The organism is Varibaculum vaginae (genome assembly GCF_900604285.1).
GTDB lineage: Bacteria > Actinomycetota > Actinomycetes > Actinomycetales > Actinomycetaceae > Varibaculum > Varibaculum vaginae.
In genome coordinates this window covers 194,952-219,096 of sequence record NZ_UWNY01000002.1, presented here as the reverse complement: position 1 = coordinate 219,096, position 24,145 = coordinate 194,952, and the positions used below count along the sequence as shown (strand labels likewise).

20 protein-coding genes and 1 tRNA gene are annotated in these 24,145 nt (G+C 50.8%); 3 read left to right on the top strand and 18 right to left on the bottom strand.

Annotated features, from left to right (window positions below):
- Positions 1–578 precede the first annotated feature (578 nt).
- From EFB02_RS06810 to EFB02_RS06760, 11 genes are all read right to left on the bottom strand, one after another.
- The gene (locus EFB02_RS06810; RefSeq protein ID WP_122820841.1) at positions 579–2,186 is read right to left on the bottom strand and encodes a class I adenylate-forming enzyme family protein; all 1,608 of its coding nucleotides are present in this window, start codon (positions 2,184–2,186) and stop codon (positions 579–581) included.
- 96 nt (positions 2,187–2,282) lie between these two features.
- Positions 2,283–3,431: a glycerate kinase gene (locus tag EFB02_RS06805; protein ID WP_122820840.1), complete on the bottom strand. Its 1,149-nt coding sequence runs from the start codon at positions 3,429–3,431 to the stop codon at positions 2,283–2,285.
- A gap of 97 nt (positions 3,432–3,528) precedes the next feature.
- Positions 3,529–4,863 carry an MFS transporter gene (locus EFB02_RS06800; RefSeq protein WP_122820839.1) on the bottom strand — a complete coding sequence of 445 codons (1,335 nt, stop codon included), beginning with the start codon at positions 4,861–4,863 and terminating at the stop codon, positions 3,529–3,531.
- A gap of 9 nt (positions 4,864–4,872) precedes the next feature.
- Positions 4,873–5,751, bottom strand: coding sequence for an SMP-30/gluconolactonase/LRE family protein (locus EFB02_RS06795; protein WP_122820838.1), 879 nt, complete (start codon positions 5,749–5,751; stop codon positions 4,873–4,875).
- A gap of 11 nt (positions 5,752–5,762) precedes the next feature.
- The gene (locus tag EFB02_RS06790) at positions 5,763–6,938 is read right to left on the bottom strand and encodes a thiolase family protein (protein ID WP_200831571.1); all 1,176 of its coding nucleotides are present in this window, start codon (positions 6,936–6,938) and stop codon (positions 5,763–5,765) included.
- A 54-nt stretch (positions 6,939–6,992) separates the two neighbouring features.
- The gene (locus EFB02_RS06785) at positions 6,993–8,453 is read right to left on the bottom strand and encodes a CoA-transferase (protein WP_122820836.1); all 1,461 of its coding nucleotides are present in this window, start codon (positions 8,451–8,453) and stop codon (positions 6,993–6,995) included.
- Positions 8,450–9,211 (bottom strand): SDR family oxidoreductase, encoded by a 762-nt coding sequence (locus tag EFB02_RS06780; RefSeq protein WP_122820835.1) that lies wholly within the window; start codon positions 9,209–9,211, stop codon positions 8,450–8,452. The genes EFB02_RS06785 and EFB02_RS06780 overlap by 4 nt, the downstream gene beginning before the upstream one ends.
- A gap of 22 nt (positions 9,212–9,233) precedes the next feature.
- A complete protein-coding gene (locus EFB02_RS06775; protein ID WP_122820834.1) occupies positions 9,234–10,274 on the bottom strand; it encodes a LacI family DNA-binding transcriptional regulator in 1,041 nt (346 codons plus the stop codon).
- Positions 10,275–10,801: 527 nt separating this feature from the next.
- Positions 10,802–10,877, bottom strand: a tRNA-Thr gene (locus tag EFB02_RS06770).
- Positions 10,878–11,151: 274 nt separating this feature from the next.
- Positions 11,152–12,066, bottom strand: coding sequence for a DsbA family protein (locus EFB02_RS06765; RefSeq protein ID WP_122820833.1), 915 nt, complete (start codon positions 12,064–12,066; stop codon positions 11,152–11,154).
- A 105-nt stretch (positions 12,067–12,171) separates the two neighbouring features.
- On the bottom strand, positions 12,172–13,941 hold the full coding sequence (locus EFB02_RS06760) for a serine/threonine protein kinase (RefSeq protein WP_122820832.1): 1,770 nt from the start codon (positions 13,939–13,941) through the stop codon (positions 12,172–12,174).
- A 78-nt stretch (positions 13,942–14,019) separates the two neighbouring features.
- On the opposite strand from EFB02_RS06760, the gene EFB02_RS06755 reads away from it, so the two are divergent.
- Entirely contained in the window at positions 14,020–15,300 is a 1,281-nt protein-coding gene (locus EFB02_RS06755; RefSeq protein WP_234992769.1) for a DUF4032 domain-containing protein, read from the top strand.
- 90 nt (positions 15,301–15,390) lie between these two features.
- Here EFB02_RS06755 and EFB02_RS06750 read toward each other — a convergent pair whose 3' ends face one another.
- The 3 genes from EFB02_RS06750 to EFB02_RS06740 all read right to left on the bottom strand — a co-directional run bounded on the left by EFB02_RS06750 (position 15,391) and on the right by EFB02_RS06740 (position 18,562).
- Complete coding sequence (locus EFB02_RS06750; RefSeq protein WP_234992768.1) at positions 15,391–16,713, bottom strand: sensor histidine kinase; 1,323 nt, start codon at positions 16,711–16,713, stop codon at positions 15,391–15,393.
- Between the two features lie 6 nt (positions 16,714–16,719).
- Positions 16,720–17,400, bottom strand: a complete 681-nt coding sequence (locus tag EFB02_RS06745; protein ID WP_122820831.1) for a response regulator transcription factor — start codon at positions 17,398–17,400, stop codon at positions 16,720–16,722.
- Between the two features lie 61 nt (positions 17,401–17,461).
- Positions 17,462–18,562: an adenylate/guanylate cyclase domain-containing protein gene (locus EFB02_RS06740; protein WP_122820830.1), complete on the bottom strand. Its 1,101-nt coding sequence runs from the start codon at positions 18,560–18,562 to the stop codon at positions 17,462–17,464.
- Between the two features lie 167 nt (positions 18,563–18,729).
- On the opposite strand from EFB02_RS06740, the gene EFB02_RS06735 reads away from it, so the two are divergent.
- Complete coding sequence (locus tag EFB02_RS06735; RefSeq protein WP_122821042.1) at positions 18,730–19,473, top strand: Maf family protein; 744 nt, start codon at positions 18,730–18,732, stop codon at positions 19,471–19,473.
- Positions 19,470–20,453, top strand: coding sequence for a DapH/DapD/GlmU-related protein (locus EFB02_RS06730; RefSeq protein WP_122820829.1), 984 nt, complete (start codon positions 19,470–19,472; stop codon positions 20,451–20,453). The genes EFB02_RS06735 and EFB02_RS06730 overlap by 4 nt, the downstream gene beginning before the upstream one ends.
- Before the next feature lie 575 nt (positions 20,454–21,028).
- Here EFB02_RS06730 and EFB02_RS06725 read toward each other — a convergent pair.
- The 4 genes from EFB02_RS06725 to EFB02_RS06710 form a co-directional block, all read right to left on the bottom strand.
- Entirely contained in the window at positions 21,029–21,649 is a 621-nt protein-coding gene (locus EFB02_RS06725; RefSeq protein ID WP_122821041.1) for a response regulator, read from the bottom strand.
- A 188-nt stretch (positions 21,650–21,837) separates the two neighbouring features.
- Positions 21,838–22,746 carry a bifunctional DNA-formamidopyrimidine glycosylase/DNA-(apurinic or apyrimidinic site) lyase gene (gene mutM / locus EFB02_RS06720; protein WP_122820828.1) on the bottom strand — a complete coding sequence of 303 codons (909 nt, stop codon included), beginning with the start codon at positions 22,744–22,746 and terminating at the stop codon, positions 21,838–21,840.
- Between the two features lie 60 nt (positions 22,747–22,806).
- Positions 22,807–23,526 carry a ribonuclease III gene (gene rnc, locus EFB02_RS06715; RefSeq protein WP_122820827.1) on the bottom strand — a complete coding sequence of 240 codons (720 nt, stop codon included), beginning with the start codon at positions 23,524–23,526 and terminating at the stop codon, positions 22,807–22,809.
- The gene (locus EFB02_RS06710; RefSeq protein ID WP_122820826.1) at positions 23,523–24,113 is read right to left on the bottom strand and encodes a YceD family protein; all 591 of its coding nucleotides are present in this window, start codon (positions 24,111–24,113) and stop codon (positions 23,523–23,525) included. The genes rnc and EFB02_RS06710 overlap by 4 nt, the downstream gene beginning before the upstream one ends.
- Positions 24,114–24,145: the final 32 nt, after the last annotated feature.

Here is a 24,145-nt window from a genome sequence, read left to right as displayed (position 1 = left end):
CTACCCCATAGTCACCACCATCTTGGGCATAAACTTGAGACAAATTTGGCAGTATCATCCCTATACCGACCAGAAACACCAATACGGATGCCAATATTGGTTTAACTTTTTTCATGATTTTCCTTCCTGCAAAGATACACCCCTAGAAAAAGACGCTCCTTTATCAGGTTAATATATATATATATATATATATTCAAGGACTTTTTAAAAAATGATTACATTATTAATCGGCAGTGAAATTTATTTAACGGGCGAGAAGCGAAATGTTTCGGCTGCAAATAAAATAATATTTTTTATTCACGAATTAATACTAATAGAACCTTTCTAGTTTTTATTCACCAGACATTTGCAACCGCTGTTCCTGCTCAAAGACTGGAGGTGGACTACCTGGTTTCAGCAAAACCAGGAGCGAGGCGCATGCGCCAGGCAGGCAACAACTTTGAGCTAGACAGTTATGAGTGGGTACACAATTAGCCTTTACATCGATATTACAAGCTTCGAATAACGCCAATTAGGGGATCAAAGCTCTCTACCGCAACCTGATACTCCCACGCCAATACCCTGATAAAGCAAGTGTTTTAAAGAGAGACAAACAGGGCTCGTACCGCACTCTTATCTACCTTGGAACCGGCGGTTAACGGGATAGCGGAAACCTGACGGAAGTAAACCGGAACCTGGTAGCGTGCCAACCGCTTATTTAGTTCTTGTTTTAATTGTGTTTCATTGGTGGTTGCCCCCTCCGCAAGTACCACGGCAGCAGCAGCAACTTCACCATAGACCGGGTCGGGAACTCCAACCACGGAAGCATCGGTAATCACATTTAACCTACGCAATTCTTCTTCCACATCGATACACCAAATTTTTTCGCCACCGCGGTTAATCATGTCTTTCTTGCGATCCATCAGGTAGATATACCCCTGGGAATTAGCCCGCCCAACATCACCAGTGGCCAGCCAACCATCGGCAGTCAACGCATCAATTTCAATTTCGTCATAGCGCCTAGCGATGTTGGCTCCGCGCATTTTTATTTCTCCCACCTCGCCAACAGGTAACTCCACCCCAAAGTCATCACATATCTTCACTTCTAGTCCGGGGATAGGCAGTCCAGAGGAACCCAAGTAGGGTGAGCCAGCCGCATCACAGGGAAACACGAAAGCAGGCGAGCAACTTTCGGTTAGCCCATAAACTGTACGGAACTGCATTTGTGGCATCCATTCATGCAATTCTTTAATTCGAGATACCGGCATATGGGCAGCGCCACATGCCATCTTCTGCACCGATGGAAGTTCGGGAAAACGGTCACGCTCTTCTAACATCAACGCGAAAACCGTGGGAGAGGCATGCACAAAGCTAACCTCAGAAATGAAAATTTCTTTAACGAATGGTCTACCTTCCATACGTTTTTGAATATGAATGGAACCTCCTAAATAAATAAATAGTCCAATGATGGCAATCATTCCGGTAACATGGTAGATGGGAACAGCGATAATAGTAGTATCATCACTGGTTAACTCCAGTACCCTTTCATAAGAACGTACAGCATGCACTGCATTCATATTCGTGAGTAAGACACCTTTGGATAGGGAGGTGGTGCCCGAGGTGAATAACAGGATTGAATCCTGCGCAATGCCCGGAAGTGGAACCTCTGCCAGCACTATTTTCGGGTCTAACTCCCCCCTCTCACTAGTCAAAGGCAACCCGCAAGCACAGCTGTTAGAGGAGGTGGTAACCACTGGCTTCCCCTCAAACCAAGCAGCTTGCTCAGGATGACATATGACTAGATCTAAGTTGGCACGCGCCACCAAAGCATCGATTTCCGCCCGACGAAATTTACCGGGAAGCGGCACAATAATGGCACCTAGCCGGTTGCTAGCGTAAAAAGAGGTAATAAAGTCAATTCCATTATCCAGCAATACCCCTATCCGCTTTCCGGGACCAATTTTATATTTTGTATGCAAATAGGCCGCAAACTGGTCGGTTAGCTGTTTAACTTCAGAGAAAGTGAAACGGTTACCGTCCTCAGCAAAAATTGCCACCTTAGTGGCGAATCGTCGCGCAGTATTTTCTAGAGTTTCATACAGTGAAGCAGGACCAGGTACATAGGTTTGAACCGTTCGCCCATAGACCTCAACTGACTGTAAATCTTGCACCATATCTTTCGGCCAAAGGGCTTGTCCGGAAATCATTTTTACTCCTTATTATTTTGCGGTCTGGATAGCAAAATAAGCGTGATCTCAATGCGATTAGATATTGCTAGTCCAAGCCCCAAGGGATTAGGCTGTTCAGAATTTTTCGGTATGCCGCGCAGCGGCAAGTATTCGGCATGCCATACGCACTGACTCCCTGAGTGATGGTTGAGCTTTTTCGAGAGCCTCGGTTAAGCTCCCTACTTCGCGCACGGTCGGGATGATGGCGGCAAAGCCGTTTTCGTGTAGTGACTCAACGTTGCGTCCTAAATTGCCGGTGAACGCAATAGTAGGAATATTCTGTTTGCGGGCAGCGAGCATAACCCCCCAGGGGGTTTTACCAAATTTCGTTTGGTAATCCATGGATCCTTCGCCGGTAAATACAAAGTCTGCCCCGGCTAGCTGATCTTCTAAACTGACCGCATGTATTACCACATCTATCCCGCGCTGCGGTTTGGCTCCCAGCAAAGCCATAAGCGCTGCACCTAAACCGCCAGCGGCACCCGCACCAGGATTTTTACTAACAGCACGACCGCTGGTTTCATCTAGCAGGTTTCCCCATTGCGCTAAAGCTGCATCGAATAGGGCTATTTCTTCAGGTTGCACCCCTTTTTGGGGGCCGAAAACTGCGGTGGCACCTCGTTCTCCAGTTAGTGGGTTATCAACGTCGCACGCGAGCGTGATTTCTACATCTTGCCAGCGTTCGCTGATGCCGCTGGTGTCCAGGTTGGCGGCGTCCGCCAGGGCCAGTGCCCGACTTTCGATTGGATTACCAGAACTATTCTTAACAATGGCACCTAGTTCATATGCCATCCCCCATCCACCGTCATTGGTAGCAGACCCCCCTAAACCGATAATCACTTGAGCAGGAGAAAGCTCAATTATGTGGTTGAGAAGCTGCCCTACCCCCACGGTGGTGGCTTGATGAGGATCTAACTCTTCTACGGTTAAATGCTCGATACCGGCAGCTTCAGCGATTTCAACGACCGCAAGTTTTTTTGCTGCAATCCACCCGAAATGTGCGGTTCTAGAACGCCCTAGTGCATCGCTAACTTCAACAGTACGCATTTCACCACCTAGAGCATCAACCAAAGATCGGGTGGTGCCCTCGCCACCATCAGCCATGGGTACCTCGATACATTCGGCATCAGGAAACACATCACGAACCCCCGCACTCATGGTGGCTGCGACAGTAGCTGCGGTCATGGTTCCCTTGAATGAATCTGGCGCCAGAACAAATTTCATTGCTTCTCCAATCTTTATCGCTGGCGGGGTAGTCGGTTAGTTTGCCTACCCCACCAGCGATTGTAAGTACCTAGATGCTATTACTCATCGGGGAGGATTAGGCATCCTGATGGTGAGATTCCAGAGCCCCCTTAGGGATAAAGAACTGGAGAATCACCCCCATGATTGCGCATGCCGCCATGAAGAGGAAGGTGAAATTGTAGCCAGCGGCGGCCTCCCAGCCTCCCCCGAGAGCAATAAGCCATCCCATCAGCAGCGGCGCGAGACCCCCTCCAATGAACATTGCAGTAGTTATGAACCCATTTGCGGTACCGTGGGCACCATCGGGGGCATTATCCGTTGCAGCAGCGTAGTACACCGGCCATACGGCGTTAGCAACCAAACCGAAGAAAAGCTGCAGGAAGATGTAGAACGCCATGCTGCGCACAAAGTAGAAGCCTCCAACACCAACAGCCATCCAAATACCACATAACACAATTGTCTTGCGCCGTCCCAGATAATCAGACAGTGTGGGCCAGAAGATCTGCCCCAAAGCACCTGTAATCGTAAATACGATCGAGTAGGCAGCTGCCCGAGAGAAATCGAGCCCCATAATATTGGCAAGATACAGTGGCAATACATAATTGATGCCCATATAAACAATTTGCGTAAGCATAGTGGTTCCGGAAGTCAACATCACAATGCTATTGCGTAAACACTTACCAACGGCACCTTCGGCATCTGCGTGGATTGCTTCCTGCTCCGGATCTATCGGAACGGTCATACCGTTAGCTTCGATTTCTTTGTAGGTAGCAACGATACGATCACGAGTAGAATACCAGTGCCAGAAAAGCATCACTGGTACGGACACGATTAGACCTATGAAGAATACATACATCCAGTTTTCATCGCCGAATGTCTTTAAGATCCAAGCTACAGCCAAACCAGAGAACAATGCACCGATTGGGTAACCCGTGTGGTGTACGCCCAGTGCGAATCCGCGACGTTCCTTCGGCCACCATTCTGTGGTGTTAGAGATACCGATAGGTTCGCCTGCGCCTGCGCCCAGATTTACTCCGATACGCAAAGCAATAAAAATATTCAGATTATGGGCAATTGCTTTTATTCCAGTGAAGGCGGAAATAAGGTTATAGCCAATTACCAGGGGTACCTGGAAAGCAGCTCGTTTCCAACCTACACCATGTTTGTCGCTCATACGCGAAGCTATAATGGGCAATAGCGCCAGGGAGAACATAATAATCGCGGTGATTGTTCCCCACTGTTCGGGACTCAACTTGAAGTGATCAGAAATTACCGGGCCGAGGCGGAGTATTACTTCACGATCAAAAGCGTTAATAGCCCAAATAATCCAGGTTACGCCAAGGGCAACCCAAGATCCTTTCGGGATAAGGCTAAGAGGCGCGGAACCGCGGCTGATTCGATTATGTTTCATTTTGTCTCCTTATTTTCCAAACCGAGGGGTCTCGTAGCCTCTAATTCCAAGATCATCGATCACATACAAGGATCCGCGGGCAGCACCGTCTTCGGGGAAACGGGGAAGCGGAGGGCGTGCCATGGTAGTTACAAAAAGCCGGTCTAAATTCGCCCCACCAAATACCGGACAGGTAACCTTCTTTACCGGCATTTCAATTTGGCGTTCCAGTTTTCCATCGGGATCGTAACGATTAAGCTTTCCCGCATATACGTGTGCTTGCCAGACGAATCCTTCAGCATCGACCGTCATTCCATCGCATGCTCCCCCATCCGACTGATCTACGGTCGCAAACACTCGTCGGTTAGAGACATCGCCAGTTTTCAGATCATAGTCGTACGCCCAGATATCCCCGGTCCAGGTATCTGCAAAATAGAAGATTGATCCATCAGGTGACCAACAAGGACCATTCGAACAAATGATTCCTTCGTCAATCACCCGTAGTTCTTTGCCCTCTTCATAGGAATATAGGCGACCAGTCGGAGCCTCTTCCATGGTATCCATCGATCCGAAAACAAAACGCCCGCGGAAATCTACCTTTCCATCGTTGAGCCGATTCTTTGGATATTCAGGTTCTGGATCTGAAATTAATTCAGCTTTATCAGCCTCCAGATCATACTTGTAGAGTCCAGTTTGCAGCGCTAGCAGAGCTGACTTTCCGTCTTGATACAACGCCATGGAACCAATTTTTTCGCGCACGTCCCAAACTCTTAGATTGCTAGTGTCTTCGTTGTGGCGGAACAACCTTCCATCTTGAGAATCAATCCACCACAGCTCTTGGTTTTTTACATCCCATATAGGGCCTTCACCCAGATTTGGTTTTAGATCTATCACCTTTGATATTTTCATTAGAAACTCCCTTATAGTGCTCGGAATACTGCTGCTACCCCTTGACCGCCACCAATACACATGGTCACCATGCCAAATTCGGTGTTGGTGCGGCGTAGATTGTAAAGAGTTCGGAGGGTCAAAATGGCGCCAGTTGCTCCCACCGGGTGCCCCAATGCAATCGCACCCCCCAGTGGGTTGGTCTTATCCATATCTAATTCCTGATCACGGATTACCGCCAAAGCTTGGGCAGCGAAAGCTTCGTTAAGCTCAATCCAATCGATGTCGGCAAGAATTAGTCCAGCCTTATCAAGGGCGCGGGGAATAGCTAACGCAGGACCAAATCCCATAATTTCAGGAGACAAACCAGCCTTTGCGAAACTAACCAGCTCACCAATCGGCTTTAAACCCTCTGCTTTCGCAATAGATTCAGTGGTCATCACCAACATCGCGGCAGCATCATTAATGCCAGAAGAATTACCAGCAGTAACCGATCCGTCTTTACGGAAGGCAGGACGTAGTTTAGCCAGCTTCTCCTCGTCGGTGGTGGGACGCAAATGCTCATCTGTGTTAAACACCCGCTCCGACTTACGTTCCTTAACTGTGATGTCCACAATCTCATCTTCGAACATACCGTCAGCTTGAGCTTTTGCAGCTAACCTTTGCGAACGTGCCGCAAAAGCATCCTGATCGGTGCGAGAAATATTGAATTTATCCGCCACATTTTCTGCGGTAACACCCATCGGGTAGCCGCCAAAAGGATCGGTCACTAGCGACATAGTGCCGTCAACCAAGGTATGGTTGCCCGTGCGCCAGCCGTTACGTGCCTGAAAATCCATAAAGGGTTGGTTCGACATATTTTCGGAACCACCTGCAACTACGAATTTTGAATCGCCAGTACGCAGTTCAAGCGCTGCGGATTGAACTGCCTGCAACCCCGATCCGCATAGCCTGTTTACTGTAAAAGCAGTGGATTCTTCACGAACTCCCGCCTCTAAGGAAATTCGACGTGCCAAGAAGGCATCCCCGCCTACCTGTCCCACGCAACCTACTACTACTTCATCAATCGCATCCATGGGAACACCGGAACGCTCCACCGCCGCTTTCATAGCGGTTGCCCCCATGACGTGATTAGGCGTAGTGGACAGTGAACCAGCAAATGTACCGATTGCAGTCCTTGCGCCCTCAACAATGACTATTTTCTCCAATTGTTTACCTTTCTTAATAGAACCGCTCCGCCTTCGCGGAATCCAGTGGTTTACTTAACGCGCCGTACGTATGAGTTCCGCTGCTTGGCGAGCAGCGTCATTGTCATCAACCTCGAGAATCTTCCAACCTTCGGTGGTTAGCTGCACCAGGTAATGTTCAGATGCCAGGTAGACCTCTTGTCCCTTTTCTAGGGCAGCAGCGCCGTAGAAGGTCAATTGATCTACTTCATCTACCCACTTGGGATGTTTCGAATCGGCAATCATCAGGAAGCAGATGCGTTTCGCACCGTCCACGATGTCCATGAAGCCACCACAACCGATAGCCTTGCCCCCAAAAGCCGAAACGTTAATGTTGCCTTTGCCATCAACCTGCCCCACGCCCATGTAGGTGATGTCCACCCCGCCACCGTTGTAAAAGTCAAACTGTTGCGGATGGCTGATAATGGCTGCCGGATGAATTGCGCATCCGAAGTCCACTCCCCCTAAGGGAACCCCTCCGTATGTGCCAGACTCCACCGTTAAGGTAACATTGGCGAGCTTACCGCTCACCGCAAGTGCCCGACCTATGGAGTCACCAGGAAGACCGGTACCCAGATTAATAATGTCGCCATCACGCACCAGCTTTGCCCCTCTCTCCCCGATACGCACCCGAACCGGTTCCACCTCGTGGGCAAGGATGGACTCTGCGAGCTCCTCAGAGGAGGCATACCCCGTGATCAGATCCATATTTACCTCGATCGCAGAGTTAGTTTGCTTGTGGTATTTCGCTGGATCAGAAGTCACCATAACGTAATCCACCAGCACACCGGGAACATTCACCAGACGAGCCGGAATGTCACCACGCTCTACAATCTGCTTCACCTGAGCAATTACAATTCCGCCATTATTATGAACAGACTGTGCAATTGCCAGTGAATCCAGAATTGTTACGTCGTCTTCTTGCGACATGTTCCCATCCGGGTCAATCTTCGTTCCCCGTATAATCGCCACGTCAATTGGGAAAGACTTGTAGAACAGATATTCTTTACCATCTCTTTCGACCAGTTCCACATATTCGTCAGGTGCCGTAGCTGCGCGGGCAGAATCGTTAATTCGCCCCCCATCCAGCCGTGGATCAATGAAAGTACCCAACCCCACTGTAGAAAGCTGCCCCGGCCTACCGGCTGCTATCGTGCGGTAAAGCGTGGATATCTGGCCTTGAGGTAAGCAAATCGCTTCCACTTCGTCTTCACCCAAGAGATTTGCCATAGGAGGGTTTAGCCCCCAGTGCGGCCCCACTACCCGTTTTAGTAATTTTGGGTGCGCCAGACGGGCTAGTCCATCCACTCGATTTGACTGCCCAGCTGCATGCACGAAGGTCAAATTATTGGGGGTGCCTTTTTCTAAGAACGACTGTTCGATATGTGCGTAGATCTCATCAGCTACGCTCATCATGGTAAATCCGTCACCGGCCACCGTCGCCCCGTTCGGAATCAGTGATGCCACTTCTTCGGGCGTCACTTGTTTAAAACTCATAGCTTGTATCCCCCTCCGATGCGAATGGTTTCTCCGGTCAGATAGGACGCATCGTCGGATACCAGGAACGCAACCAAATTGGCTACGTCTTCTGGTTTTCCGGCACGCTTGAGAGACACCTTGGCGACCTGCTCTTCGTACAGATTCTCGAAGCCAGCTCGAGAAGGAATTTCCTTAAGCTTGCAGGTCATATCCGTTTCAATAAAACCGGGAGCAATCGCATTGGCAGTCACATTCTTGAACCCCAACTCCTTGGAAATAGAGCGAGTTAGAGAGACAACGCCACCTTTTGCGGCCGCGTAGTTAGTTTGCCCCACGTTTCCTTGCCAAGATTCGGAGGCCACGTTACATATGCGCCCATACTGGTTCTCACGCATATGCGATCCCACCTTGCGACACAGGTAGAAAACAGCAGAAAGATCTACTGCAAGCACCAAATCCCACATATCATCGGTCATCTTATGAAGCATGCCGTCACGGTTAATTCCCGCATTGTTTACTAGGATGTCGATCTTTCCCAGTTCCGCAATCACCTGCTCTATGGCGGCATCCACAGCTTCACGATCGGCAACATTTAATGCAATGGCTCGTGACTTCCCTCCGCACTGTTCCGCCACCACCTTGGCAGACTCACCATTGATGTCTACAACAACCACGGTAGCGCCGCGCTGCGCAAGCTTGAGCGCGATACCTTTGCCAATCCCCTGCGAGGCACCGGTTACTACCGCAACCCTGCCGTTTAGCGATATCGAATCCATTATTCTTTTACCTTTCATTAGATTAGATAGGGCGGCACCGACAAGAATTGCCGATACGCAGTTCATAAGGACATACGATGTCCGTTTGCTTGACACGTTCGTTACGCATCAGGTTTTCTAGCTGCATCACAGCTTGATCCGCCATCGCGCGAATTGGTTGCACGATAGTGGTAAGTGAAAATCCTGGCCATACGGCGGGAGTGACGCCATCAAAACCTCCCACAGCCACGTCGCCAGGAACGCTAATGCCATGAGCGTTAAAATCCTCTATTATCCCGAAAGCAATGGCATCTGAGCCACACAAAATTGCCTCTGGTAACCCACGATTCAGCGAACGAAAATGTTTGGCGGCATTATGCCCACCCCCAGTTCCCAGATCGGTACGCACAATCCACTCTGTAGGGGTTGATAATCCGCTTTCGATGAGGCCTTCAAGATAGCCAACATGACGCTCGTTTGAAGCCGAAGACCTCCGGGGGCCAATAGCCAACGCTATCTTTTTATATCCGTGACTCACCATATGTAGAGCCACATCTTTCGCCGCGTTCTTGTTATCTATTCCCACGAACGCCGCTCGTACCGTTGGCATTTTGCGTGATACCTGCACATAAGGCAGGTTTGCGTTTCGCAATAGGCGAGCGACCGAAGCGTCGCCGTCTTGCGTTGCGGTAAGAATGATTCCGTTAACTCCGTGCTTAGTCATGGTTTGCACGGTAGAGAGCAAATCTTTCGGACGGTCGCCAGTATGCGCTAACAGCGTGTTTAGATTATGTGACCGGGCGGCCTCGGCAACTGCAACGCCTAGCTCCTGGTAGAAGGGGTTGGAAAGATCTGCAAGTACCAAACCTACCAACGAGGGGATAGCGTGCATATTTGTCGCACGTTCCGGTACTTCTATTCCGTAAGCACGTGCCAATTCGATTATTGACTGCCGGGTTTCGTCAGAGATTCCCGGCTTTCCATTTAATGCATAGGAGACCGCTGCCTTCGATACTCCCAACACCTGGGCAATATCAGATGCCGATCCGCGGGTAGCCCTAATGCGGTTCTCATTAACCCTCATGCATTTCTCCTTGTAACGTCCATGGCTCGCTTCTTTGCTGAGACCTTATCGGACGCTTATGCTTATACTCACATCCGAATCGGCAGTTAAGCAACGTTAAGTTGCGGGATTTATTTTTTACGTTTCTGCTGTTTATGCCAATTTTTCCGTGTAAGGGACTGAATTTTTTTAAAATCAAGCAATATTTTTTGACACCCGCAAGCCGGGATTTGTCCCAAACTATCTTCATAAGTAAGCATTCTCTGAAGCAGATCAATATAGCGTAATTCCAAAGCGCTCTAATCCATCATTAAGAATCAATGTTAGCCGTCAATCTGTTTCATCCAGATGAAAAGCCGATTTAAAACTCGTCCCGGTGACGAGAACCCGAGACGCAATCTGGTGGAAACAGGCTTTCAGGTTAAACGACCCCTTCCTCTTCACGAGGCCATGCCGCTCATAAACAATCGACCCACCTAGAAATAGAGAGGGATTACCGATTCCCAACAGCAAGACGATAAAAGTCCGGTTAGGAGTTAGCTCCTTAGTGGAGCCGACTATCGGGCTCGAACCGATGACCTGCTGTTTACAAGACAGCTGCTCTACCAACTGAGCTAAGTCGGCACGTACGTAAACTCGCACGTAGGGTGCACCGCCGCCTACCCGCGTACGGCACACCTGCGAAACCTGCGTGTTAAGACTGCATGACGCAAACGCAGTAATCGCCTCGCATCCTCAAAAAGAAAGACGCTCTTTAGTTTGTCATGGCTTTCGTAAATGAACAAAACCGCAGCTAGTTACCACCTAGTTCTGGGCAACCTCTTAGGTAGTTGAAAACTAGCTCTTTCCCCAGTAGTGCTGTCGGCAACAGGTATCTACCCCATTGCTCCTATACTTCTTACTTACCGAGCAACACGTCCTCGTTAAAAGTTCCGTCCTGATTAATCGGATTTTCAACTAACTTTCCATTGGAGGCAAACATCGGAGTACCTATCTGCTGGGTTTGTTTACCAGCAGCATCTGCCCACTGTTTTTGCCACTTCTCTAACAGAACCGATTGGGGATCCGGCTTAAAGGACTTAATAATTTCGTCTTTAACTCCAATCCCCTTGGCAACTTGCTTGATTTTTTCTAGCGATTTACTCGGATCAGTCATAATCGTAGAATTTCCTTGATCTTTCCACCCGGCTTCCTGTCCCTTGGCGAACATCACTCCGTATCCGGAATCAATCAATGCCTGATGGAAAGCCAAAGCTTTCTCCGGTTGTCCCGCGGCTACCTGCATAGACGCATTCCCGGCAACTATAGTCCACGGCAGTGCATGGGTAGCCACTGGATGTAGCACCAAATTGGCTTTGCCTTCCTTAGCGAAGGCCAGGATTTTATCCCCCAACTGATGCTCAAGATTCAAACAGGCCGGGCAACCATAGGAAAACCACATTTCAATGGTAGGAACCCCCGGAGTAGCTTTATAAGCCCCCTTTTGACCAATCAAGATTCCCTGCGCTGCATCCACGGCCTCCTGTCCGGAAAGAGAGGCAATTTTTTCCGGCAGCTGTCCGGATAGTACCGCGCCACCGCTCCCCTGTTCTTCATTGCCTCCCCGCTGAGCAACCAGGTATCCGGCGAGGGCGACCGCCGCCACCACTAGTAGCGAGACTATCGCAATCGCAACCCGTTTCCCGGTTTGCTTCCGACGCGCGGCTTCACGCTGCGCTTCAACCTGTTTCCACACCTTTTCTTGCCGATTTTGTACCGCTTGCGATGAACTCTTAATTTGCCCGGTCTGAAACTTACCTTTTTTCTGTGCCATTACTTTCCCGCTGCTACTTTCCTATGACTTTCCAGATTATCTGTTTCAAGCATAAACGAGGACGCGCCTAGCTCCCAGCTTATCCGGGCCGCGAGCACAGTGATACTAAGAAACATCAACTACCGAAAGACCATTTACCACCATATATTCGAGACCGATACTGACTACCAGCAGTATAAAGAACCAAAAAAAGCGCGCCCCTGCTCCTCCCAGCAGACGCACCATGGAACCAAACCCCACCCTAAAAGAACGAGAAAAAAAGGCCGCTATCATCCCAAACAGAGCACATACCAAGTAGAGCAGGAGACGATAAACCACCTGTTGCTCACGTACCCCCTCCGGCAAAAGCGGATATGCCAGTTGTGCTAGCGGATTGCAGCCAAAACTTCCTATCAGGCCAACCCCTAGCCCTACCAGCACCGCCACCACCATCGTGCCATTGATTGGCGCCAATAACGGTTGCGCCTTTAGCGCCGCACTGGGTGGGGCGACCATCCCAGAGGCTAGCTGCGCATCTCGCATCCTCGCCCTAAAGGCACCGAAAAAACCGCAAAATGCCACTAAAACAGCCAAAGCTAGCGCATCCAGATAAGAGACGGAAGGGGTATCTGCATAACTTTTTAGCACAAAAGCGTCCGTCAACAGCGATAAAGATAACATCACCGCCAAACAAGATATCCAGGCATTAGGCAACTTGTTAGGAATATAGCGCGGCTCCCACTGGGCAGGTATATTACTTCCCGGAATCCCTCCCGCAACTTCCCCATACCCCGGAGATACCGACTGTTCCCCCGGGTTAACGCCGCCCATATGGTTGCCCACTGGCGCCGACTGATATTCAGCTCGCCCCGCATTCGTCGATGATTCCGGAGGGTATAGCCGAGTATCTTGCCCTGAAGTAGGGAATGTCGAGCTTAAATCGGCTCCCCCATCTGGTGAAGAAGAAGGCGGAAAACTGGGGGGACGCATCCCTACCCCCGCTGTTTCCAGCCCGGAAACAGCGGTACCTTCAGCCAGGCGAGCAGCTTCCGGCAAGTAATCAGCGGGATCTTTCCCCTCGTTAACCGCTTCCAAAGCCGCGATTAGCTGCTCAGGAGAGGCGCGACGCTCCGGATCTATCTGAAAACCAGACAAAAACACCCGTTGTAACGGCGGAGGCAATTCTGATAAATCCGCTTGGCCGGTATTGATCCTCCCCAAAACTACTTCTACGGGGCCAGATCCAAAGGGAGGACGGCCAGTGATACAAAACAGCAGCACGCACAGCCAAGCCCACCAATCATCGCGCGGGCGCGCATCCTCACCCTGAATCAGTTGCGGAGAAATATAGCCTGGAGTTCCCGTTACCAGCCCAGTTGCGGTTAAACGTTCCGCCCCTGGGGTTTGGGAGATTCCAAAATCAATTAGAACCGGACCTTGCTTGGAGATCATGATATTGGCGGGTTTTACGTCCCGATGTACTACCCCGGCGCTATGAAGTTCCCGCAAAATCCGAGCCAGCCACTGCGCTAGGTCAATCAGATCCGGTAGATTCCAGGTACCGAATTCGCTCACATCCTGGGCGATAGTTATCCCTTTGATTAGCTCCATGGCCACATAAGGGGTTTCTCCCTGGGTGTTTACTTCAAATACTTTCGCTACCCCCGACGAACTTACTCGGTTAATCGCGTCTGCTTCCCGTTGTAAGCGTTTTCGAGCATTGAGATCGCTGGCTATTTGAGGATGTAAAAATTTCAAGGCCACTTGGCGCCCATCAGGAGCTTTAGCTTGGTAGACCGAAGCCATCCCCCCTGCACCCAAGGCCTTTAGGATCTGGTATCCCCCGATTTCCTGCGCGACCACTGGCTCCCTCACTGTTAAGCAACTCTCTTTCATCGATTTTAGCTAACTGCGCTAGCACATACCCAACGACCTGTGCCACAATTGTCCCAGCCACGAGCGAGGGGAGGAATAGTGCCAGCTATACAAAAGCTACGAGTCACCACCGCGGGAACTTCTTCATTCTATTCTCTGGTACCCTCTTTACCCTGGTCGCTTCCCTTGAAAGACTGGCCAAATGAGTTGTTAGCAGCTCTCCCTCGCGGTATATCTCGCCACGTAGTACGTTTCATTCAGGCCGAGGGTGCGATATTCGCCGTAAAAGAGATTTCCGAACGCGATGCACTACACGAATACCAGATGCTGCGCCAACTACAAAGCAAAGAGCTTCCCACCGTGTCGGTGGCGGCAGTGGTCGCCGGACGCCTAGACGAAAATGGCGAAGAGCTACCGGCAGCTCTAATCACCCACCATCTACAATATTCCCTTCCCTACCGGGTATTAATATCGAAACATTTATCTCGAAGCACCCTTGATCGCGTACTCAACTCCCTAGTTGCCCTGCTGGTACGCCTACATTTATCCGGTTTTTATTGGGGAGACGTTTCCCTATCAAACACTCTGTTTAGACGTGATGCTGGAACCTACGCCGCCTACCTGGTGGATGCAGAAACCGGGCGTTTTTACGATAATATTTCGGATCGTTCCCGTGAGTATGATGTGTCACTAGGTGCTACGAACATCATCGGGGAACTGATGGACTTGCAGGCCGGTGGTCTAGTAGACGCAGACTTTGATGTCACTACAATCGGTGACTACCTTGAGGAACGTTACCATGACCTCTGGAATGATTTAACCGGATCCGAGCGTATCCCCGCTGACGAAATCTGGCGGGTCGGGGCGCGAGCCGATAGATTAGGACAGCTAGGTTTCGATATCGGTCAAGTTGATATCGAATCCGATGAGGACGGCGATTACATAAGATTTGCACCGCGAGTAGTAGAGGCGGGACATTTCCAGCATCTGGTAAAAGATTTGACCGGCCTGGAAGTCCAAGAAGAACAGGCAAAACGTATCTATACCGACATTTTGACCTATCAGCAACAAAAGAAACTTAACAAAACTCCACTGCGTTTAGTGGCGAATGCCTGGATGGATCGGGTTTATCTGCCCACTATCAGCGCGATTCCCGATGATTTGCGGGCGAAACTAGAACCGGCGCAAATCTTCCATGAAGTTTTGGAACACCGCTGGTTCATGTCTGAGAAAGCTCACCATCATGTTCATACCCGCGAAGCAGTAAAAGACTATATCCGTACCCAGTTGGCAACCCGCCCGGATGAGCAGGTAGTACTTCCGATGCCGCTGACTGCAACCGCCGATATTTCCAATTTTTTGAACCCAGAGAAAAACTAGCCCCCCCCTTTGCGACATAAGCCAGAACAGTAGCGCTTGGTTCTGGTTAAGGACATCCCCAATACAGCATTGGCAACCGGAAGCGAGCTACTAGTGTCGTCCGTGACGACGACCTACCACCACAAGTCCTCCCTGAGGCAAAAGACGATCCGGGGACATTGACTCGGAAACAGCTGCTAGTGAAATGGTGAAGACTACCGGCTGTCGGCTGGTCAGTTCTACACGCCCCCCATCGGCTTCAATCAGATCTTTCGCCAGCGCCAGACCAATTCCGCTTGATCCGTGACCGCTAATCCCCCGCCGGAAAATATCGGGGACAAGGTCTTCACTAATGCCTTCGCCCTCGTCAGTAACCTCTACGAAAATTGAGCGCGATGAGACGCCTTTGCGAGTAGAAACTGTGACTGTACCAGCCCCGTATTTTAGAGAATTTTCTACCAAAGTGGCAATCGCCTGAGAAAGCGAAGAAGGGGTTGCCAAGGGCAAACGATCAGTTACCAAATTATTGAAAACAATGCGGCGACCAACTGCCGTGAACTGCGGCTCCCATTCATCCTTTTGCTGACGGAAAATCTCCGCCATTTTCACTGCCTGAGTATGTCCATGACTGGCCTGTTGTGCCCGCTTCTTCAAATCCTCGACCGCTTGCGTAATGCGTTCTACCTGTTCCAGGCATGATTCAGCTTCACTACGGACTTCTTCGTCATCGCTTAGATATTGAATTTCTTCTATCCGCATTGATAGAGCAGTTAAGGGAGTACGTAACTGGTGAGTAACATCCGAGGCGAACTGACGTTCCTTGGCAATCCTACCTACAATTCTCTCTCCAGAACGAGAAAGCTCCTCGCTGACCAGGTCGATCTCCTCAATCCCGGTAGGTTCTAAGCGGGCTTGAACCGCACCGGAACCCACCTGTTCTGCCTGGGCTGAAAGATAGATTAGAGGTGCAGCCAGCCGGCGCGAACCATGGAAAGCAAAGGCAGTGCCAGCCCCCAGTGCTACTGCCCCGCAAATTAGCACCGCGCAGACCGCTCCCACCGCAGACCAAATTACCGGTACGGCTGAGGAACGAATGGAAATATAGAGGCCACCGGCACTACGCGCATGGGAATGCAGTTGCCAATCAGTGTCCACAGAGCCGGAATCGTAAATGCGTTTTTCCCGCTGGTCAATGCGAATTTGAGCTTCGGGGGCATAAACGCTGCGCCACTGATTAACTGCCTGGCGAGTCCGATCTAAATCCTGTATCCCGATCTGATCCAGGTAACGAGATAGAGTCACTGCTTGTTTGTCTTGCGCAGTCTGACTGGACTGCCACACGTACGATGGAGCCAAAATCGCCAAAGGTAATCCCAGTAAAGTCAGTGACACCAGTACCGACTGGAAAACCATCAACAGCGCACGTCGGCGCATAACCGACTACTTTCGGTCGGCCTCGAAACGGAACCCCATTCCCCGCACAGTGGAAATATAATAGGGGTAGGCAGCATCATCGCCCAGTTTCCGACGCAACCAGGAAATATGCATATCCAAGGTCTTGGTGGAGCCTGCCGGATCTGAACCCCAAACTTCCTGCATGATTACCTGGCGGGGAACCACATTACCCGCTTCTTTAACCAATATACGCAGCAAATCAAATTCTTTGGCGGTCAGTTGCAGTTCCCGTCCATCTTGGAAAGCACGATGAGCAGAAACATCAATTTTGAGATCTTGTGCTTCTAGAGTGTCGTCTTGAAAGTCACTGCCAGCGCGGCGCAAAAGGGCCCGTACCCGCGCCAAAAGTTCCGCCAAACGGAAGGGTTTAGTTACATAGTCATCAGCACCCGCATCGAGACCCACAACCATGTCAACCTCATCAGTACGTGCGGTTAATACCAGAATCGGCACCGAAGAACCCTGGGTGCGAATCTCTCGCGCCACATCAAGACCGTCCATATCTGGCAGACCAAGATCTAGTAAAACGAGGTCGGCGCCGATTATCTCGCCGAGAGCTCCGCGACCAGTACCGTGAGCGCGCACTTCGTACCCTTCCCGCCCTAATGCACGTGCCAGGGGTTCGGAGATAGCCGGGTCGTCTTCAACAAGTAAAACTGTAGTCATATTCCCATGTTAAACTATAAAAATCTTTGTCGCCAGCAGGCTTGACCTTTAGATAGTTTTACTATTCCTTTACCAGCGGGGAGGGTATTTCCAAGGTGTTGCGAGGAATCAAAGGTAAGGAAGCTTGCGCAGATTTGCCGCGAGCAAGCAGCCAGGCCTCGACCTCACCAAGACCTTGGAGATCTTGAGTTTCTGCGGGACTTACCGCAAAAAAACCTTGGGTATCTAAAGCCTGCAACTGCTTGGCAGAGGTGGCATCCATAAGAATCTGTCCACGAGGGGCGATATCTACTAGGCGCGAAGCCAAATTGACGGGAGGACCAAAAATATCTCCGGAACGAGACACCACCCTCCCGTGAACTAGGGAAGCCCGCACTGGTTGGAGCTCTGGCTCCTTTTTCAGTCGCTCGACAATCGCACACACGATATCGGCCGCCACCATCAGCTCATCTGCAACAAATAGAACCGCATCCCCCAGGGTTTTTACCACCCTTCCTCCGCGAGTGGTTACCACGTCGCGACAGGCCATTTCAAAAGTTTGCACCATATCTGCCAACGCTGAACCGGTCATAGTAGAAGAGCGACGGGTATAGGCAACCATATCTACGAATCCCATACACCGATCCAGGGGATAGGAATCGGGAGTAGCCTCTTTCCCCTCGCGCATTTCTACTTCTCGGTTAGTGTTAAGTAGCAGATAAGCCATCTGCCTGCGCCAGGCATACCCCAGTTGCGATTGCAGAAGTTCTATGTATTGATCGATCTTATCGAGAGCCACTAGGCGCGCACTGGTATCATCAAGCCCCATACGTTCTTGAAAATCCGTCACAATTGCCTCTAACTGCCATAGCGCCAGGCGATCAGCCATATAGGATTGTGCGCGCAATAGCGAGGTTACAGCACCGGTTGACAGTGCACTCTGCCTAACTTCCTGTATCCATTCCTTAATTGCTTGCGCATCCTGTTCGGTGAACATATAACTATCCGGGTCTGCTTTCGGGAACCCGCAGGAAGTCCAAAAATTATCAATTACCTCCAGAGCAACCCCCAAATGTGCCGCCATTTCCCGCATGGTCATAGTGGGAGCACCCCCAATTAGCTTCCACACCGGGCGCATCACCGTGTTACGCGCAATTCGGGCAGCAGACATGGATTCACTCATCCTTCAACCTTAAGGTGAATAGCCTCACTTTTCCACCAGCGCGGGCGAAATCTTATGCTTCAGTGGAAACTTTTTCTTTTTTGCGCTTACGTCAGTCATTTTCTTGCGCCAGGGATAGTTCTTGCAGCATTACCCCCGCCACTGTTCGCCCTTTTAGAATAGAAACTATGACCGATTGCGTAGTCCTAGCCTCCGCTTCTAGTGCCCGAGTAAAAGTCCTGAACGGAGCAGGTATCACCCCTTTAGTTTGGGCGGCCAACATTGATGAGGATGCAGTGCGCAACCGGCTAAGAAGCGCAGATTCCGCACAGATAGTCACCGCCCTAGCCCAAGAGAAAGCCCGACACATCGCCCGATTAATAACTAAAACCGGCAGGAGACGCCGAGAATGTTTGCATTGCGATCAAGATACCGTGAACACTCTTGCTGAGCTAAAAACAGGTGACCGCCTGGCGGTGGTGGGCTGCGATTCAATGCTGCTCTTAAACGGAAAATTGCGGGGAAAACCCCACACTTTCGAGCGCGCCCTCGCGCAGATTCACGAGCTCTCCGGGGCCTCCGCGGTACTTTTTACCGGCCACTGCGCGATTGCCATCACCCGCACAAAGGACGGTTTTACCTGCGAAAAAGAGGTATGGGGGCACTCAGAGGCTACCCTATATTTTAGCGAGATCAGCACTGCAGAGGCACTTGCTTACGCAAATAGCAAAGAACCATTAGAGGTAGCAGGCGGTTTTACCATCGATGGCCTAGGAGGGGCATTTATTGACTCAATTAAGGGCGACCCCCATGGCATTATTGGAATTTCTTTGCCGTTAGTGCGTACTCTATTAAGGAATCTTGGCTTTTTTTGGCCAAACCTATGGAAGGGCTTACCAGGTCAAACCCCAACGGATAAGGTTGAGTTATGAGCGAACGAAAAGCACGCGGGGTAGGACTCGCTACTGTCAGCGAAACTGGCCAAACTTTGGATGTTTGGTATCCACGCCCCTACCTTGGCGAGCATCCCAATGAAACCGATCAAGATTTAATCCACAAACTCAGTCAGATTGAAGGCCGTGACGCCGGACGAGGAGTTAACCGCACCGCTACCGTAGTAACCATTGATTTGGATGAATCCGCGCGCTCAACAGCCGATGCCTATTTGCGGCTGCACCTACTCTCCCACCGCCTCGTAAAACCCAACACCATTAACCTGGATGGTATTTTCGCTCGTCTACCTACCGTTGCCTGGACAACGGAAGGACCTTGCGCTGTCGAAGACTTCGAAAACACTCGTATGCGGATGCGTCTAAGCTACGGACACCCGATTCACCTGCTCAGCGTGGATAAGTTTCCCCCCATGGTCAACTACATTATTCCCTCCGGGGTACGCATCGCCGACGGAGCGAAGGTTCGTCTCGGCGCCTACCTAGCCCCGGGCACCACCGTGATGCATGCGGCGTTCGTTAACTTCAACGCCGGTACCTTGGGTGCCTGCTTGATTGAGGGGCGGGTAGCACAGGGGGTTGTTATCAACGACGGCTCCGATATCGGAGGAGGGGCCTCTACCGAGACCACTCTTTCAGGGGAAACTGGACAACAGATTTCAATCGGGAAACGGTGCCTACTAGGTGCCAACTCTGGATTAGGGATTGCCCTCGGAGATGACTGTATGGTGGAACCCGGTTTAAACCTGACTGCCGGAACCAAAGTGTCGGTACTTCCCCACGCCGGAGTAGCCCCCACTACGGAAGGTTACTTCGCGGAGCCGGTAGTGGTTCCAGCTGCCGAACTCTCAGGAGTTTCGGATGTAATCTTCCGCCGTAATTCACAATCGGGTCGTGTAGAGGCACTACCGCGAGCTGGCAAAGAGATCAAACTCCCAACCACCTCTCGAATCAACCCGTAATTTTTATCCCGCCGCCCGCAGGCTCGCTGCTCCGCGCTTGACCTGCGGGACGTTTTTCTTCCCGGCGGGGATTAAACGCGAATCTAGATTGTTATCCCGGTACGGGTTGGGCTGTAAAAGCGCTCGGGGAACCCCGATGAGCCTTGCTTCGCTCGGTTCAAGCCCCCTCTCGCATCTTTTACAGCCTAGCCCTTGTGCGCGGGGGATTAGTTTTTCCTCCTGCCCAAAAATTTGGAAAACGTAGCGACGTTCTCCAAATTTTGCGTCCGCCTAGCCGACTCGGATAAAACTAATCCCCTGCACTCGGGTCGCGGCCGGTACGAGAAACATGCGAGGTGCGCACTTAGCGTGCAGGGGCGGATTTATCCCACATACGAACAGCAACTCATTACTGGCAGCATCGAATACCCACCAAACAAGCGCCTGATCGAAAACTATTTTTTATAAATGATGATCGTAGCTGATCCCTAACAGGGGCGCGGCCAGTAAAAGATACGAGAGGGGCTTGACCTGCGTAGCAGGTCACGGGGTCCCCGGAGTGCTTTTACCGAGCCAGCCCCGTACAAGGGGAACAGCTACGATTGATGCCGCCACGCCGCGGAACGCTGACTGGCAACCCAAGCAGCTACCTGCGTACGGCGCTGCAGCCCCATTTTAGCTAGCAACGAGGTGATATGGTTCTTCACGGTCTTTTCAGCGACCCCCAGCTTTTCCCCGATTTCCCGGTTGGACAGTCCGTCACCGATTAGGTTTAAAACTTTACGTTCAGCTGGGGTGAGGTTTGCGGTGGGATCCTCGTTGCCAGCGCGACGGCGGGTAACGGTACGTTCATCGAGCAAGACCCGGCCGCCAACTACTGCCCTAATCACGTCGGTGATTTCGGCTCCTCTTACCGTCTTTAGCACATAGGCTTTAGCCCCTGCCTGTAGGGACTCTGCTAAAGCATCATCATCATCAAAGCTGGTCAGCACCACAGCCAAGGACTTAGGGGAAACTTCGCGTAACTGTTTCATCACGTCGATACCAGTGCCATCGGGCATTTGAAGATCAACCAACACCACGTCGGGGCGCACCAGTTCAGCACGACGTACGGCGTCCTCAACCGTTCCCGCCTCGGCTACTACCTCCATGTCGGCAGTGCGATCTATGATTTCGGCAATCCCGCGACGCACGATTTCGTGGTCGTCAATAATCATTACCCGAGTGGAGGGTTCTTCTGTCTGCGAGTGCTGAATGTTCACTCCTCGATTCTACCTAATACTGATGTAAAGATAACAATGTCCCTATATGTTAGTCAGCCAGCCCTTAATTCCGTGAGGAATCACCGACTCCCCTCAGTAAAACGGATAGAAGGAGAAAGCGGCCACCGCACTTTTATTGGAACCTATTTTTCCAGCACTTGGCACTGGGGACAGTAGGTGGCGTTGCGCCCTGACTGCTGAAGTTTTTCTAGGGTAGTTCCACAAACCTTGCAAGGCTTGCCGCCCCGTCCATAAACTTTTAGCTCCTGCTCAAAATACCCGGGATTTCCGGAGGTATCTACATAGAGTTCATCGAAAGAGGTTCCGCCGTGTTCAATGGCAGCCTCCATAATCTTGCCGGAGATCTTAAATATTTCCACAATCCGTTCTTCGGTAAGAGTTTTAGCGCTTTGCGCGGGACTAATACGGGCAGCAAATAATGATTCGTCCGCATAAATATTCCCAATCCCGGATACAAGTTTTTGATCTAGAAGGGAGTGCTTAATCGAACTCTTGCGTTGATGTACCTTTTCGGCAATCTTTTTAAAATCCGCGTAAGGATCGAGCACATCCCGGGCAACATTTAGTTCTACGTTGCGGGGAATCAGATGGGATTCAGCGCCAATACCTGCCGGTTTATTATCCTTGGTTTCCACCAGGGGTTCAACCACCATACGCCCAAAAGTACGCTGATCCACGAAATTAACGGTTCTACCATCTCGGAGAGTTATACATACCCGTAAATGTCCCTGGTTTCGATGAGACAATTCAATCTTGGGTTTATTGATTAACAGCTGCCCAGACATTCCCAGATGGATAACCAGAGAGTATAAAGTTTGTTTCCCCTCTTGATCCTCGCCTAACAGCCACAAGAACTTGCCGCGACGCACGGCGTTAGTAATTTTCCACCCCTTTAGCGCTTCGCTAAAGCGCTTCGCATCTTGTCCCCTTAAGGAGCCAGGGAAAAATACCTCAACTTTTTCTATTTGCGCCCCTATAATCTGCTCTTCGAGGCCGCGACACACCACCTCAACCTCAGGTAATTCTGGCATAAACAGTTCCCCTCAAATCTACTGTTGTTTCCCAATATTTAACTGTTAAATAAATGTGGTCTAGAACCCTAGCGGGGTAGTAACACCGTGTTCTTCTCGCAGCGTCATCACCGCTTGCCTGGCGGCTTCATGTTCCGCCACCTTCTTAGAACGCCCCTTACCGAAACCGATTTCCCGTTGCCCAATTAGCGCACGTGCCGTGAAACGGCGATTATGGTCAGGACCCGTACCTGTTACCGAAAAGCCTACATTACGAACCCCTAATTGACCAGTAAGTTCTTGCAAAGTAGTTTTCCAGTCCATAACCGCTCCCCGCTCGAGGGCATGCTCTAAGAGTTCTTGAAGCAGATTCTCTACTACCCCCCGGGTAGCTTCCAGACCATGGCATAAATAAGTTGCCCCAATCAGGGCTTCTACCGTGTCAGAGAGAATAGAATCTTTTTCGCGCCCCCCGGTCTTATCTTCCCCGCGTCCCAGCAAAATAAATTCCCCAAGGTTAATATCGCGAGCAACCTTGGCCAAAGCCGGTTGGGAAACCGTGGCTGAACGCATTTTCGCCAAGTGACCCTCCGGGTGGGAGGGATAATTACGGTAAAGACTCTCGGTAACAATCAGCTGTAAAACTGCATCTCCTAGGAACTCTAGGCGCTCATTATTAGGAAGATTGTCTTGTTCATGCGCAAAAGAACGGTGAGTTAAAGCCAGCACCACCATATCGGGATCTAGCTCAATCCCCCATCTGCTGAGCAGTTTCGCCAAATCTTGCGAACCGCGACTCATTCGTCCTTCTTTCCCTGTTCCTTCACTAGATCGACAAGCGCTGACCAACGCGGATCAATTTTTTCGTGATGATGACCTGCCTCGGCACGCGCCAGCATGATTCCACAATCGGGACATAGCCCTGGACAATCGGGACTGCACAGCACCGAATATGGAATCTGCGGAACGATAGCATCTATCAGCAGCGGCTCTAAATCCACACGGGAATCCGGCTGCACCTGATAGGCCTCGTCCAAATCAGCATACACGTTTGAGTCGCCACTCACCTCATTTAGCAGGTGTGCAAGTTCCTCGGGATAGTAGTAAACACGGCTTAAGGAAAAATCAAAGGATTTATCCACCGGTTGCAGGCAACGTACACAGAATCCTTCCGCACGGGCAGCACCGCTGACGCTAAGGGATACACCCTCGGAAATCGCCACCGCCAGCACCTGTAAATCCAGAGTTTTTCCGGCAGGAACAGTCATATCTACGGTTCCAATAGCCGTCGGTAGAGTTACCTTTAACTGCCAAGTTTTACTATCGCCCTCGGCGGAACCTAAACCAGTTAGCTCCAGCGGAATCACGGCCTTATTTACTTGCTTCATGTCCCTCAGCCTAAGGGTTATTCCGCGCTGAC

Bases quoted from the DNA above. Each gene is read 5' to 3' on its own strand.
- EFB02_RS06765 (WP_122820833.1), bottom strand. From the start codon at position 12,066: ATGGCACAGAAAAAAGGTAAGTTTCAGACCGGGCAAATTAAGAGTTCA.
- EFB02_RS06725 (WP_122821041.1), bottom strand. From the start codon at position 21,649: ATGATTATTGACGACCACGAAATCGTGCGTCGCGGGATTGCCGAAATC.
- EFB02_RS06760 (WP_122820832.1), bottom strand. From the start codon at position 13,941: ATGAAAGAGAGTTGCTTAACAGTGAGGGAGCCAGTGGTCGCGCAGGAA.
- EFB02_RS06775 (WP_122820834.1), bottom strand. From the start codon at position 10,274: ATGAGGGTTAATGAGAACCGCATTAGGGCTACCCGCGGATCGGCATCT.
- EFB02_RS06735 (WP_122821042.1), top strand. From the start codon at position 18,730: ATGACCGATTGCGTAGTCCTAGCCTCCGCTTCTAGTGCCCGAGTAAAA.
- EFB02_RS06710 (WP_122820826.1), bottom strand. From the start codon at position 24,113: ATGAAGCAAGTAAATAAGGCCGTGATTCCGCTGGAGCTAACTGGTTTA.
- EFB02_RS06780 (WP_122820835.1), bottom strand. From the start codon at position 9,211: ATGGATTCGATATCGCTAAACGGCAGGGTTGCGGTAGTAACCGGTGCC.
- EFB02_RS06805 (WP_122820840.1), bottom strand. From the start codon at position 3,431: ATGAAATTTGTTCTGGCGCCAGATTCATTCAAGGGAACCATGACCGCA.
- rnc (WP_122820827.1), bottom strand. From the start codon at position 23,526: ATGAGTCGCGGTTCGCAAGATTTGGCGAAACTGCTCAGCAGATGGGGG.
- EFB02_RS06730 (WP_122820829.1), top strand. From the start codon at position 19,470: ATGAGCGAACGAAAAGCACGCGGGGTAGGACTCGCTACTGTCAGCGAA.
- EFB02_RS06745 (WP_122820831.1), bottom strand. From the start codon at position 17,400: ATGACTACAGTTTTACTTGTTGAAGACGACCCGGCTATCTCCGAACCC.
- EFB02_RS06800 (WP_122820839.1), bottom strand. From the start codon at position 4,863: ATGAAACATAATCGAATCAGCCGCGGTTCCGCGCCTCTTAGCCTTATC.
- EFB02_RS06810 (WP_122820841.1), bottom strand. From the start codon at position 2,186: ATGATTTCCGGACAAGCCCTTTGGCCGAAAGATATGGTGCAAGATTTA.
- EFB02_RS06785 (WP_122820836.1), bottom strand. From the start codon at position 8,453: ATGAGTTTTAAACAAGTGACGCCCGAAGAAGTGGCATCACTGATTCCG.
- mutM (WP_122820828.1), bottom strand. From the start codon at position 22,746: ATGCCAGAATTACCTGAGGTTGAGGTGGTGTGTCGCGGCCTCGAAGAG.
- EFB02_RS06750 (WP_234992768.1), bottom strand. From the start codon at position 16,713: ATGCGCCGACGTGCGCTGTTGATGGTTTTCCAGTCGGTACTGGTGTCA.
- EFB02_RS06795 (WP_122820838.1), bottom strand. From the start codon at position 5,751: ATGAAAATATCAAAGGTGATAGATCTAAAACCAAATCTGGGTGAAGGC.
- EFB02_RS06740 (WP_122820830.1), bottom strand. From the start codon at position 18,562: ATGAGTGAATCCATGTCTGCTGCCCGAATTGCGCGTAACACGGTGATG.